Genomic DNA, 13,176 nt, shown 5'->3' on the forward strand with positions numbered 1-13,176 from the left:
GCCCCAACGGTCCCGCCCGGCACTGACGCCGCCGTATCCGCCGCGCGCAGCGCCGTGGCGTGTCCCCGCTCCCTTCTCGGGTAGGCGCCCCTACCGTGGCACGCGCGATGGTGACTCTGACCCGACTGCCCTGGATCGGCCCCACGCTGGCGAGGCTCCAACGCACCAGGGTCTGGCACGTCTACGCGTACCTGGAGGAACGCAACTGGACCCGGCTCGCGGCGGCCATCACCTTCACCAGCTTCACGGCGCTCTTCCCGGTGCTCGGCCTGGCCGCCGCCATCGCCGCCGCCGTGCTGAGCGACGAGCGGGTGAGCCAGATCGAGGACTGGTTCGCCGACCAGGTGCCCGGCATCTCGCGCCGGCTCGACCTGGACAGCCTGTTCGACAACGCCGACACCCTCGGCCTCGTCTCGCTGCTGCTCGTCGTGGTCACCGGTGCCAGCTGGGTCAACGCGCTGCGCGGCTGCCTGCGGGAGCTGTGGGACCTGCGTGACCCGCCGGGCAACCCGCTGCTGCGGCGCGCCAAGGACCTCGGCGTGCTGGCCGGGCTCGGCGTCATCACGCTGCTCTCGCTCGCCGTCTCGGGACTGGCGCTCGCCGTGGTCAGGGCGATGGCGAAGCACGGTCCCGGGATCCTGCTGATCCAGTTCGCGGCCTACGCCTTCGCCGCGGCCGTGACGTCGCTGCTGCTGGGCTACGTGCTGACCTGGCTGCCCGGCGTCCGGCCGCCCCGGCGCGTGCTGCTGACGGTCTGCGGCCTGGGCGCGGTCGGCTTCGAGCTGCTGAAGGCGCTGCTCGGCGGCTACCTCACCCAGGTCGCGACCCGCAACCTCTACGGGGCCTTCGGCTTTCCCATCGCGCTGCTGATCTGGATCAACCTGTTGGCCAAGCTGCTGCTGGTGTGCTGCGCCTGGACGGCCGCGGCGGTCACTCCTCAGGAGCGTCGTCGCGCCGACGTCCTGCGCGAAGAGCGGACAGCTGACTCAGCGCCGGAAGCGGATGACGGCGATGGAACACGTAGGCCCCCGCGGCGAGCACCACGAGACCCGCCGACGTGATGCCGAGCACCCGCAGTCCGCTGACGGCGCCGCCTTCCGAGCCGGCCGCGCCGTGCAGGCCGGCCTCCTGGCCGCCGTTCTTGCCGTCGTCGCCGCCCTCCGACTCCTCCCCGTCCTCGCCGCCCGACTCCGGCAGCTCGCTCAGCGGCGGCACCAGCTCGCCCACCGGCTCGACCAGACCCTCGGCCGCGAAGCCCCAGTCCAGGAGCGCCGCCGACTCGCGGTAGACGGCAAGCGGGTCGTCGTCCTCGGGCGCGAGCGCCGTGACGAGCAGCACCCGTCCCTCGTGTTCGGCGACGCCCGTGAAGGTGTGTCCCGCGGCGGAGGTGTAGCCGTTCTTGACGCCGGCGAGCCCCTCGTAGCGGTCGAGCCCCGGCGCCCCGACGAGCAGTCGGTTGGTGGACTGGATCTCGTAGCTTTCCCGGTCCTCGCCCTCCCCGGCGCCGGGGAACTCGGCGCGCGGGGTCGACACGTACTCGCGGAAGTCGGAGTTCTGCATGCCGGAGCGGGCGAAGAGGGTCAGGTCGTAGGCCGAGGAGCGCTGCCCCTCGGCGTCGTAGCCGTCCGGGTTGACGACGTGGGTGTCGTTGGCCTGCAACTCCTCGGCGCGTTCGTTCATTTCGGCGACGGTGCGGTCCTTGCCGCCGTTCATGGCGGTGAGTGCGTAGACGGCGTCGTTGCCCGAGGCGAGGAAGACGCCGTGCCACAGGTCCTCGACGGTGTAGGTCTGGCCGTCGGCGATGCCGACGGCGCTGCTGCCCTCGCCCATCTCCTCGAAGTGCTCCGGCTCGGCGCGGTAGGTCTCGTCGCGCTCGAACCTGGGCAGCAGGGTGTCGGCGAACAGCATCTTGAGGGTGCTCGCGGGGGCGAGCGGCCAGTGCGCGTTGTGCGCGGCCAGCACGTCGCCGGTCTCGGCGTCGGCCACGATCCACGACCTGGAAGTGAGGTCGTCGGGCAGGGCGGGCGCGTCGTCGCCCCCGTCGACCTGCGTTCCGGGGCGGCCGAGACGCTCGCCGCCGATGGTGGACATGGTCTCCGGGGGGTGTTCGTCCCGGGCGTCGTCCGCCTCCCCGTCGGCGTGGGCCGGCGAGACGAGGGCGAACGTGACGAGTGCGGCGCAGCCGAACGCGCGCGCGGCGGTCGTAAAAGCAGACGAGCGATTGAACGGCACATCGTGAACTTACCGTCGTCGCGGCGTGACGGGGCGAGCGCAGCGTGCCAAACCGGTGAGAGCCGCCGTCAACCGGGGGACCAGCCTCGCCCATACTTGGTTCCGGGGTCCTGACGAAAGGGTTTGGCGGGATGGGGTTCGGCTTCGTCGCCGTGCTGTTGGTGCTGGTGGTCGTCGTCCACTGGTACCTGTGGCTGCGGCTCGTCCGCGACGTGTCCCGGCCGGGAGGCTGGTACCGGCGTGTCGGCACGGTGTTGCTGTGTGTGCTGCCGGTCACGTCACTCCTGGCCATCCTGGGCGGCCGCCTCCTCGGCCTCCCCTTTCCCCTGGTCCGGATCCTCGCCTGGCCGGGCAACTACTGGTACGGATGCCTCCTCTACATCCTCCTCACCCTGGCCATCTCCGAGGCCATCCGTCCCCTCCTCCTCCGCCGAGCCGCTGGCGCGGCGGCCTCGGCCGCGACGCCGGCCCCTGACGGGGCCGAACCCCGCGCCGCTGGCGCGGCGGGCCTGGCCGGGGGCGCTGCCGGTGCCGCTGGCGCGGCGGGCCCGGCTGCGGCCGGGGGCCGCGATGAAACCGGTGGCTCGGCCGTCTCGGCCGGCGGCCGGGCCGAGAGCTCGGAGCCAGCTCGTGCCGGCGCCGCTGGCGCGGCGGTCGTGCCGGACGAAGGCCGCGGCCGCCCCGGCCCAGCCGGTGCCGGTGCCGGTGGCGCGGCGGCCATGCCGGCCGTGACGCCGGCCCCTGCCGGGGCCGGAGCCCGTGCCGCTGGCGCTGCGCCCGAGCCGGCTGGGGCCGGGAGCCGCGGCGAAGCCGGCGGCTCTTCCGTCCCGGCCGGAGGCCGCGTCGTTGCCGAGCCCGCACGCGCCGGAGGCGCGTCCGCGCGGAGCGCGGCGGCCGAGGACCGGGGCGAAGCCCCGGGGGTGGCTGGGGCCGCCGCGTCAGCGGCGGTTCGTGGCCGACCGAGCCGGAGGCTCGTCGTGGCGCGGGGGATCGCCGTCGTGACGGGGGTGGTGACGGCGGGGTTCATGTCGTACGGCACGTACGCCGCACGGCGGCTCGTCACGCGGCGGGTGAGCGTCACGCTGCCGCGACTGCCCAGCGCCGCGGACGGCTATCGGGTCGCCGTCGTCAGCGACATCCACCTCGGGCCCCTGCTCGGCCGCGCGCACTGTCAGCGGGTGGTGGACACCATCAACCGCACCCGGCCGCACCTCGTCACCGTCGTCGGCGACCTCGTCGACGCCGAGGTGGACGACCTGCGGTCGGCCGTCGCGCCGCTCGCTGGGATCGAGTCCCGGGACGGCGTCTACTACGTGACGGGCAACCACGAGTACAACGTGGACACCCGAGCCTGGGTCGACCACGTCAGAGAGCTCGGCCTGCGCCCGCTCGCCAACGCCCGCGACGAGCTGCCCTACTTCGACCTGGCCGGGGTCAACGACGTGGCCGGTGAGGGCACCGACTTCGGCGGCCCGGACTTCGAGGCCGCGCTGGGCGACCGCGACCCGTCCAGGGCCAGCATCCTGATGGCGCATCAGCCGGTGCAGATCCACGACGCCGTCGACTACGGCGTCGACCTGCAGCTTTCCGGCCACACCCACGGCGGCCAGATGTGGCCGCTGAACTACGTCGCGGCGGCCGCCAACCCGACCCTCGCCGGCCTCGACCGCTACGGCGACACGCAGCTCTACGTCACGCGCGGCGCCGGCGCCTTCGGTCCGCCGGTCCGGATCGGCGCCGATCCCGACGTGACGCTGATCGAGCTGCGCGCCGGCTGAAAACACGTGGATCGAACGCTCGTAGGAGTCAACTTTTCGTGCCGTCCAGGTGTCCTAGATAACGAGCAGGGCACAACCTGACAGCGTGACGGGAACAGCGCGCGACAGCGAGGAGGAGCGTGGGGGTATGGCGGACGAGGTCGAGACGGAGCCGGGTCTGATCATCAGAGGGCGGGTGCGGGACTCCCTCGGGGTGGCGTTGCCCCGCGCCGTCGTGACGCTCTCCGGCGCCGGTGGCGGCCGACACCTGGTCAAGACACGCAGCGCGGCGGACGGCGGGTTCACCGTCGCCGCGCCGGGGCACGGCGAGTACCTGCTGGTGGCGTTCTCGCCGCAGCTGGGGAGCCAGAGTGTGGCGGTCAGGCTCGATGGGCGGCCGGTGGAGGTCGAGTTCCGGATGAACGTGCCGGGCGCGCTCGCCGACTGAATCATCACCGAACGAACCGCGAATCACCACGGCATCCGCCGGGACGTGAGGGTCGAGTGTCCGAGGAGCGGGACGAAAGCGTCCAGATTCGAGTCGCGTCCGTTGCCCCCTAACCCATGCGCGGGACCAGCCACTGTGGTTGGCTGGCCTCCCACACGTCGTCGGAGGAAGGGCGCGGGGAGTTGCGACGGATCCGGGCCAGATCGGCCACAGGTATCGGTCTCGCGATGGTGCTGCTGGCCGGCGCCGTCGGCGGTTGGATGTTCTTCCGGTCGGGTGGCGGCGAAGAGGATCCGATCGTGGTCGGCAGCACCTCGACGCCCACCGTCCTCGACCCCGGCGGCGCCTACGACGCCGCCGGGGCGGCGCTGATGAGCAACCTCTTCCAGTCGCTGATGACGTACGTGCCGGGCCAGGAGGAGCCGGTCCCGGACGCCGCCGAGAGCTGCCAGTTCACCGACAACCAGCTCACGGTCTACCGCTGCACGCTCCGCGAGGGCCTGCGGTTCAGCAACGGCGAGGAGATAACCGCCGACGACGTCAGGTACTCGTACGAGCGCATCCTGTCCATGGCCGACCGCGCCGAGCGCGAAGCCGCGGACGACAGCATCCCCGACGAGGAGAAGTTCGCCTACGCCGGTCCCTCCAGCCTGCTGGCCACCCTGGAGGCCGTGCGCGTCGACGGCCAGGACATCATCTTCGAACTCAACCAGCCCGACGCCACCTTCCCCTTCGTCGTCGCCGGCAGCGCGGGCGCCATCGTCGACCAGGACAGCTACAGCAGCCTCGAACCCCGCACCGACGGCCAGGTGGTCGGCTCCGGGCCCTTCCTGCTCGAGGAGTACCGGCCCAACGAGTACGCCGAGCTGGTGCCCAACCCCGACTACCAGGGCGCCGTCGACGTCCCCGACACCCCGGTGACCGTGCGGTACTTCGTGCAGGCCGACGACGGAACCTCGGCCGAGGAACTGCTCGCCGCGGCGTGGGACGCCGGCGAGATCGACGTCAACAACGGCCGGATGCCCCCCTCGGTGATGTCCGACCTCAACCGCAGCGACTCCGAGCTGCGGGTCGCCGAGACCACCGGCGGCAGCATCCGCGTGATGGCGTTCAACACCGACCAGGACATGCCGATGGGCGACGCCGTCGCTCGCCGGGCCGCCGCCGCGCTGCTCGACCGCGAGGCGATCGCCCGCCGCGTCCAGCAGGACACGGTGGAGCCGCTGTACTCGCTGATACCCGTCGGCTTCACCGGCCACGGCACCCCCTACTACGACCAGTACCGCGACGCCACCACCGACTCGCTGCGCACCGAGATGCAGGCGGCCGGCCTCGAGCTCCCGGTCCGCTTCGACCTCGCCTACTCGCGCGGCGTCGCCAACCACGCCGAGGCCGCGCTGATCGAGCAGCAGCTGGAGGAGGGCGGCCTCTTCGACGTGGAGATCGCCTACTACGACTGGGCCGAGTTCATCCCCACCATCTACGGCGCCCGCAGCTACGACGCCTGGCTCATTGGCTGGACGCCCGACTTCCCCGACCCGGCGACCTTCACCGACACCATCCTCGGCCCCGGCGACGGCCTGGCCACCGGCTTCTCCGACAACTCCATCAACGAGCTGATCGGCAGGACCCACCAGGAGTCCGACCGGGCCCGCGCCGCCGAGGACTTCCTCACCATCCACGACCTCGCCGCCGGCTCGGCGCCCATCGTGCCAATCTGGCAGGACAAGCGCACCATCATCACCACCGCCGACATCAGCGGCACCCAGAACCTCGTCTCGCACAGCGGCGTCTGGCGGCTGTGGGAGCTGCACCGCATCTGATCGTTAGGGCAGGATGCAGCCATGGCACGTTTACGGCACACGCTCGCGCTCACCTCGGTCGACCGGGGGCGCGTCGAGAGCCTCATCGCCGTGGTCCACGAGGCCCTGGAGAGCCTGCACGCGGAGGACGGCACGCTGGTCGCGGAGGACGGGCGCACCGTCCGGGTGGCCCGGCTGGTCGCCGGCGAACACCTGAGTCCCGGTGCCCGCTACCGGGGCACCGGCGCGGACGCGCGGCAGCCCGTCGAGGCCGGCGGCTACCGCTGGTCGGACGGCGAGTTGACGATCCTCGGCTGGGACCGGGCCAGGGAGACCGCGCTCCGCCACGACCTCGGCCGCGAGGAACAGGAGCTCGCCGACGGCGGCCGGACCTCGGCGGCGCGCGTGGTGACAGAGTTGCGCCTCGCCAGCGCCGACCGGCCGCAGCGGGTCAGACTCACCGTGGCCGGCGCGCTCACCAGGGCGGACGGCCGGCCACGGCGGTGGCGCACGTTCACCGTCCGGGGCGAGCTCGACCTCGGCCGCTGGTGGGAGGCGGCCGGCGGCGCGCCCGGCCGGCCGCCGCTGTCCATCGGCATCAGATACGCCCTGCTGCGGGCCGACCTCCAGGCCGTGCCGCGCCCCACCGCGGACGGCGCCTGGCGTCTCGAGGTGCTGACCATGGCGCGCGGCCGTGGCCTGGCCAGACCGGTGGTGGCGGTGCCGCTGCTCGCCACCCGGCGGCTGCTGCACCGCGGCCTCGGCCAGGCCCTCGAGCGGCTCGCCGAGGACTGGCGCACCCGGGTCGTGCCCGAACTGGCCCGCGACCCGGAGGAGTTCCGCCGTCGGCTGCTCGCCGAGGCCGCCGGCGAGCCGCGCTGAGGGCCTATGTCCCCGCATCAGGGTCGTCCCGGATGTCCGCGCGGCGGGCCTTCGTCCAGAGTTCCGTTCACCACTCCCGACGAACTCGCGCGTTCCGTGGATGCCCCGTGAAGGCGGTCGCCCAGGGCAGGTACGGCGCACCGGACGTGCTTGAGGTGCGGGACGTCGACAAGCCGGTGCCCGGCGACCAGGAGGTGCTGTTTTGGTGCCCGGGGCGGACTTCGTGGGTGTCGTGGAGGCGGTCGGCGGCGACCACGTCGTCGACTAACACCCGGGAGGACTTCACCCGCGACGGCCGGCGGTACGACGTCGTGCTCGACCTGGTGGGGAACCGCCCGCTGGGCGAGCTCCGGCGGGCGCTCACCCCCACCGGGACGCTGGTGCTGTCCGGCGGGGGCACCTCGGAGGGCGGCAGCCTGCCAGGGCTCCTGGTCCTGTTCCTCAGGCGGCGGCTGCTGAACCCCTTCGTCGGCCAGCGCCCGGTGGAGCTCCCGGCCAGGCCGAGCAGGGCGAACCTCACGACGCCCAGGGAGCTCGTCGAGTCGGGCGGCTCATCCCGGTCGTTGACCGGACCTACCCGCTGAGCGAGGCGGCGAAGGCGATCCGCTACGTGGAGGTCGAGCACGCGCGGGCGAAGGTCGTCATCATCGTGTGAGCCGGCCGGCCCCGGCTCAGGCGTCGGCGCCCGGGAAGACCTTGCCCGGGTTGAGGATGCCGAGCGGGTCGAACACCTCCCGGATCGAGCGTTGCAACGCGGCGTTCTCCGGACCGAGTTCGCGGGCCAGCCAGTCGCGTTTCAGCACCCCGACGCCGTGTTCGCCGGTGATGGTGCCGCCGAGCTCGAGACCGAGCCCCATGATGTCGTCGAACGACGCCTGGGCGCGCCGGCATTCGTCCTCGTCGCCCGAGTCGAAGCAGACCGTGGGGTGGGTGTTGCCGTCGCCAGCGTGCGCGACCACGCCGATGGCGAGCCGGTGGCGCTCGGCGATCGCCGCGACGCCGTCGAGGAACTCGGCGAGCCGGCTGCGCGGCACGCACACGTCGTCGATCATCGTTGTGCCCTTGACCGCCTCCAGCGCCACCAGCGTGGCGCGCCGCGCGGCGAGCAACATCTCGGACTCGGCGGCGTCCTCGGCCGGCACCACCTCGTTGGCGCCGGCCGCCCGGCAGAGCTCGCCGACGGCGGCGAGGTCGGCGGCCGGATCAGGGGTGTCGAAGCCGGCGAGCAGCAGCGCCTGGATGGACTCGGGCAGCCCCATCCTGGTCAGCCTGTTGACAGCGGCCACGGTGGTGGCGTCCATCAGCTCGAGCAGCGAGGGGGTGTGTCCGGCGGCCATGATGGCGGTCACCGCCTCCCCGGCGGCGGCCATCGAGTCGAACTCGGCGGCAAGCACGAGCTGCGGCGGCGGCGCCGGCCTGAGCGCCAGCACGGCGCGCACCACGACGCCCAGGGTGCCCTCCGAGCCCACGAAGAGGCGGGTCAGGTCGTAGCCGGCGACGCCCTTGGCGGTGCGCCGCCCGGTGGACAGCAGCCGCCCGTCCGCCAGCACCACGTCGAGGCCGAGCACGTACTCGGCGGTCACCCCGTACTTGACGCAGCACAGGCCGCCCGAGCCGGTGCCGATGTTGCCGCCGATGGTGCACTGTTCCCAGCTGGAGGGGTCGGGGGGGTAGGCGAGGCCGTGCGCGGCCACCGCCTTGGACAGGTCGGCGTTGACGACCCCGGGCTCGACCACGGCGTACCGGTTGACGGGGTCGATCTCCAGGATGGCGTCCATCCGCACCAGCGAGAGCACCACGCAGCCGTCGACGGCGTTGGCCGCGCCGGAGAGCCCGGTACGCGCGCCCTGCGGCACCACGGGGACCCGCAGCGCGCTCGCGGTGCGCAGCACGTGCTGCACGTGCTCCACCGTGCGCGGCAGCACCACCACGGCCGGGGCGCCGGCCGGGCAGAAGCTGGCCATGTCGTGGGCGTAAGAGGCGGTCACATCGGGGTCGGTGATGATCGTTTCCGGGGGCAGCCCTTCGCGTAGCCGCGTCACGAGTTCGCTCATGAAAAGCAGCCTCGCAGCTTGCCGCCGGAAAAAGCCATGGTCCGGCGCGGGACGCTGGGTGGATCTCGGCGCCGGGCCGCGTTGGGGCGGGGTGGCCGCACGCACCGGGGCGTGGGATGACGCCGGGGCGGCCGGGTCATCCCACACCCTGGGTCTCGTCAGAAGCGCCGGGTGATCAGCGCCTTCTTGACCTCCTGGATGGCCTTGGTGACCTCGATGCCGCGCGGGCAGGCGTCCGTGCAGTTGAACACGGTGCGGCAGCGCCACACGCCGTCACGGTCGTTGAGGATCTCCAGGCGCTGCTCGCCACCCTCGTCGCGCGAGTCGAAGATGAAGCGGTGCGCGTTGACGATGGCGGCCGGGCCGAAGTACTGGCCGTCGTTCCAGAACACCGGGCAGGACGAGGTGCACGCGGCGCACAGGATGCACTTGGTGGTGTCGTCGAAGCGCTCCCGGTCGGCCGCCGACTGGAGGCGCTCCCTGGTCGGCTCGTTGCCCTTGGTGATCAGGAACGGCATCACGTCGCGGTAGGCCTGGAAGAACGGCTCCATGTCCACGACGAGGTCCTTGAGGACCGTCATGCCCTTTATCGGCTCGACCAGCACGGGCTTGGTGCCCACGCCGTCCTTGAGGTCCGCGATGTCCTTGATCAGGGTCTTGCAGGCCAGCCGGTTCTTGCCGTTGATCCGCATGGCGTCCGAGCCGCAGATGCCGTGGGCGCAGGAGCGGCGGAAGGTCAGCGTGCCGTCCAGCTCCCACTTGATCTGGTGCAGCGCGTCGAGCACCCGCTCCTTGGGGTCGATCCGCAGCTCGAAGTCCTGCCAGACGGCCTCCGCGCCCTCCTCCGGGTTGAACCTGCGGATCCGGAAGGTGACGGTGACCAGGTGGTCGGCGGCCGGCGGCGCGGCGTCGGTCTTCTCCAACGTGGGGGTAGCCATCAGTACTTACGCTCCATCGGCTGGTAGCGGGTCTGGACGACGGGCTTGTAGTCAAGACGGATCGACTCGTTGCCGTCCGCGTCGACCTCGCGGTAGGCCATGGTGTGCCGCATGAAGTTGACGTCGTCCCGGTTGGGGAAGTCCTCGCGGTAGTGGCCGCCGCGCGACTCCTGGCGGGCCAGCGCCGAGACGACCAGCACCTCGGCGAGCTCCAGCAGGTTGCCCAGCTCCAGGGCCTCGAGCAGGTCGGTGTTGTACCGCTTGCCCTTGTCCTGGACGGCCGCGTTCCTGTACCGGCGGCGCAGCGCCGTGATGTCCTCCAGGGCCTCCTTGAGCGTCTGCTCGGTGCGGAAGACCATGGCGTTCTTGTCCATGGTCTCCTGGAGGTCCTTGCGGATGGCGGAGATCCGCTCGCCGCCGGAGGAGCTGCGCATCCGCTCCACCTCGTCGGCCACGAACCGCTCGGGGTTCTCGGGGAGCTCGACGAAGTCGGCGGTGGCGGCGTACTCGGCGGCGGCGATGCCGGCGCGGCGGCCGAACACGTTGATGTCGAGCAGCGAGTTGGTGCCGAGCCGGTTGGCGCCGTGCACCGAGACGCAGGCGACCTCGCCGGCCGCGTAGAGCCCGGGCACCACGTCGGTGTTGTTGGCCAGCACCTCGCCCTTGACGTTGGTCGGGATGCCGCCCATCGCGTAGTGCGCGGTCGGCTGGATCGGGATCGGGTCGGTGTACGGCTCGATGCCCAGGTAGGTGCGGGCGAACTCGGTGATGTCCGGCAGCTTGGCGTCGAGCTGCTCCGGCGGCAGGTGGGTCAGGTCCAGGTAGACGTGGTCGCCGTCGGGGCCGCAGCCGCGCCCCTCGCGGATCTCGGTGTAGATCGAGCGGGAGACGACGTCGCGCGAGGCCAGGTCCTTCATGACGGGCGCGTACTTCTCCATGAAGCGCTCGCCGTCCTTGTTGCGCAGGATGCCGCCCTCGCCGCGGGCGCCCTCGGTGAGCAGGATGCCCATCTTCCAGATGCCGGTCGGGTGGAACTGGAAGAACTCCATGTCCTCGAGCGGAAGACCGCGCCGCCAGGCGGCGGCCTGCCCGTCGCCGGTGAGGGTGTGCGCGTTCGAGGTGACCTTGTAGAACTTGCCGTTGCCGCCGGAGGCGAAGACCACGGCCTTGGCCTGGAAGACGTGCAGCTCGCCGGTGGCCAGCTCGTAGGCGACCACGCCGGCGGTCTTCCTGACCCCGTCGACCTCGTTGAGCAGCAGGTCGAGGACGTAGAACTCGTTGTAGAACTCCACGCCCTCCTTGACGCAGTTCTGGTACAGCGTCTGGAGGATCATGTGGCCCGTGCGGTCGGCCGCGTAGCAGGAGCGGCGCACCGGGGCCTCGCCGTGGTTGCGGCTGTGGCCGCCGAACCGGCGTTGGTCGATCCGGCCCTCGGGGGTGCGGTTGAACGGCAGGCCCATCTTCTCCAGGTCGAGGACCGAGTCGATGGCCTCCTTCGCCAGGATCTCGGCGGCGTCCTGGTCGACCAGGTAGTCACCGCCCTTGACCGTGTCGAAGGTGTGCCACTCCCAGTTGTCCTCCTCGACGTTGGCGAGGGCCGCGGCCATGCCGCCCTGGGCGGCGCCGGTGTGGGAGCGGGTCGGGAAGAGCTTGGTCAGCACGGCGGTGCGGCTGCGCTTGGTCGCCTCGATCGCGGCGCGCATCCCGGCGCCGCCGGCCCCGACGATGACGGTGTCGTACTTGTGGATCTGCATGTCTCGTGTGCCTCGTCTGCCCCGTCAGCGGATGTTCGGGTCGAAGGTGAAGATCACCAGCGTGCCCAGCAGCACGGTGAAGATCGTGGCCGTGTAGAGCAGCATCTTCAGCCAGAAGCGGGTGGCGTCGCGCTCGGCGTAGTCGTTGATGATCGTGCGCAGGCCGTTGGCGCCGTGCAGCATGGCGAGCCAGAGCATGATCAGGTCCCAGGCCTGCCAGAACGGCGAGGCCCAGCGGCCGGCGACGAACGCGAAGCTGACCTTGGAGACGCCGCCCTCGAGGACGAGCTGGATCAGCAGGTGGCCGAGCACGAGCACCACGAGCACGATGCCGGACAGCCGCATGAACAGCCAGCCGTGGAGCTCGAAGTTGGTGCGAGTGGTCCGCGGGGTGCGCTCGGTGCGGGCCCGGGGCGGCTCGATGAGCGGGGCCGGGTTGTCCGGGGAGTAGGTCGCGTCGTCGACCTGGGTGGTCTCGATGGCCATGATCATCAGCTCCCGAACAGCTCACGGAACGCGTGGCCGAGGACCGGGTAGGCGGCCCCCGCCATCAGGACGGCCCAGACGCCGACGACGGACCACAGCATCTGCCGCTGGTAGCGGGCGCCCTTGTTCCAGAAGTCGACGGCGACGACCCGCAGGCCGTTCAGCGCGTGGAAGAGGACGGCGGCCACCAGGCCGTACTCCATGAAGGCCACGAGGGGCGTCTTGTAGACCGCGATGGTGTCGTCGTACGCCTCGGGGGAGACCCGGACGAGCGCGGTGTCCAGGACGTGGACAAAGAGGAAGAAGAACACCAGGACACCGGTGACGCGGTGCGCCACCCATGACCACATGCCTTCCCGGCCGCGGTACAGCGTTCCTGCCGGCACGGAAGAACCCTTCAGAAGCGATTCGGGGCCTGCCGGCAGCTCCTGCTCCTATGGGACGTCGGTCGGGCCCGGCCGGGTACGGTCCACCGGCCGCCGCCATGGTATCCGCGCCGCCGGAATGGTCCATCGCCGGGGGCGACGATGCGGCCTCGGGCCTCCGGCGTCCGGTCGAGCGGTGGTCGCCAGCCGCGCCGCCGGCCACGGCACGCGGCCGGCGCGGGCCGGCCCTCCGGGTCGCCCGGCCGGGCCCCTGGGCCTCGCGCATAGCGGTTGCCAACTCGTGGCCCGCGGTTACCTTCGAGGTATGCGACACGCGCCCTGGCGAATATTCGCACTGGCCACGGCAGTGGCGGTGATCGTCACCTCGCTGGCCCTGGCCCTGGTCCGCGACTCCTCAGGCGGCTCCACGGCCGCCCCGGGGGCCGCCACCCCCACCC

12 protein-coding genes and 1 pseudogene are annotated in these 13,176 nt (G+C 71.9%); 7 read left to right on the top strand and 6 right to left on the bottom strand.

Translation table 11 applies throughout. The features are described from left to right. Positions 1-107: 107 nt before the first annotated feature. A pseudogene (locus E1265_RS38585) lies at positions 108-866 on the top strand (YihY/virulence factor BrkB family protein); the annotation flags it as partial. Positions 867-930: 64 nt separating this feature from the next. Here the strand turns inward: E1265_RS38585 and E1265_RS03510 are convergent. Next, positions 931-2,232: a serine hydrolase gene (locus E1265_RS03510; RefSeq protein WP_243740507.1), complete on the bottom strand. Its 1,302-nt coding sequence runs from the start codon at positions 2,230-2,232 to the stop codon at positions 931-933. 131 nt (positions 2,233-2,363) lie between these two features. Between E1265_RS03510 and E1265_RS37815 the strand changes: the two genes are divergently transcribed. The 6 genes from E1265_RS37815 to E1265_RS40605 all read left to right on the top strand — a co-directional run bounded on the left by E1265_RS37815 (position 2,364) and on the right by E1265_RS40605 (position 7,776). Next, entirely contained in the window at positions 2,364-4,010 is a 1,647-nt protein-coding gene (locus E1265_RS37815; RefSeq protein WP_207930938.1) for a metallophosphoesterase, read from the top strand. Positions 4,011-4,095: 85 nt separating this feature from the next. Further along, entirely contained in the window at positions 4,096-4,437 is a 342-nt protein-coding gene (locus E1265_RS03520) for a carboxypeptidase-like regulatory domain-containing protein (RefSeq protein WP_132928712.1), read from the top strand. A 227-nt stretch (positions 4,438-4,664) separates the two neighbouring features. Beyond that, positions 4,665-6,260 (top strand): ABC transporter substrate-binding protein, encoded by a 1,596-nt coding sequence (locus E1265_RS03525; RefSeq protein WP_165953633.1) that lies wholly within the window; start codon positions 4,665-4,667, stop codon positions 6,258-6,260. A gap of 21 nt (positions 6,261-6,281) precedes the next feature. Next, on the top strand, positions 6,282-7,121 hold the full coding sequence (locus E1265_RS03530) for a hypothetical protein (RefSeq protein ID WP_132928714.1): 840 nt from the start codon (positions 6,282-6,284) through the stop codon (positions 7,119-7,121). A gap of 107 nt (positions 7,122-7,228) precedes the next feature. Next, a complete protein-coding gene (locus E1265_RS03535) occupies positions 7,229-7,705 on the top strand; it encodes a hypothetical protein (RefSeq protein WP_347877147.1) in 477 nt (158 codons plus the stop codon). Then, positions 7,702-7,776, top strand: coding sequence for a hypothetical protein (locus E1265_RS40605; RefSeq protein WP_347877149.1), 75 nt, complete (start codon positions 7,702-7,704; stop codon positions 7,774-7,776). The genes E1265_RS03535 and E1265_RS40605 overlap by 4 nt, the downstream gene beginning before the upstream one ends. A gap of 16 nt (positions 7,777-7,792) precedes the next feature. Here the strand turns inward: E1265_RS40605 and E1265_RS03540 are convergent, their stop codons facing one another. The 5 genes from E1265_RS03540 to sdhC all read right to left on the bottom strand — a co-directional run bounded on the left by E1265_RS03540 (position 7,793) and on the right by sdhC (position 12,739). After that, positions 7,793-9,175, bottom strand: coding sequence for an FAD-linked oxidase C-terminal domain-containing protein (locus E1265_RS03540; protein WP_132928715.1), 1,383 nt, complete (start codon positions 9,173-9,175; stop codon positions 7,793-7,795). Between the two features lie 158 nt (positions 9,176-9,333). Next, the gene (locus E1265_RS03545) at positions 9,334-10,113 is read right to left on the bottom strand and encodes a succinate dehydrogenase iron-sulfur subunit (protein ID WP_132928716.1); all 780 of its coding nucleotides are present in this window, start codon (positions 10,111-10,113) and stop codon (positions 9,334-9,336) included. Next, on the bottom strand, positions 10,113-11,867 hold the full coding sequence (sdhA, locus tag E1265_RS03550; protein ID WP_132928717.1) for a succinate dehydrogenase flavoprotein subunit: 1,755 nt from the start codon (positions 11,865-11,867) through the stop codon (positions 10,113-10,115). The genes E1265_RS03545 and sdhA overlap by 1 nt, the downstream gene beginning before the upstream one ends. Positions 11,868-11,891: 24 nt before the next feature. Continuing rightward, positions 11,892-12,353 (bottom strand): succinate dehydrogenase hydrophobic membrane anchor subunit, encoded by a 462-nt coding sequence (locus tag E1265_RS03555; protein WP_132928718.1) that lies wholly within the window; start codon positions 12,351-12,353, stop codon positions 11,892-11,894. A 5-nt stretch (positions 12,354-12,358) separates the two neighbouring features. Next, a complete protein-coding gene (gene sdhC / locus E1265_RS03560) occupies positions 12,359-12,739 on the bottom strand; it encodes a succinate dehydrogenase, cytochrome b556 subunit (RefSeq protein ID WP_132928719.1) in 381 nt (126 codons plus the stop codon). Positions 12,740-13,176 lie beyond the last annotated feature (437 nt).

It is taken from the genome of Streptomyces sp. 8K308 (assembly GCF_004348315.1).
GTDB lineage: Bacteria > Actinomycetota > Actinomycetes > Streptomycetales > Streptomycetaceae > Streptomyces.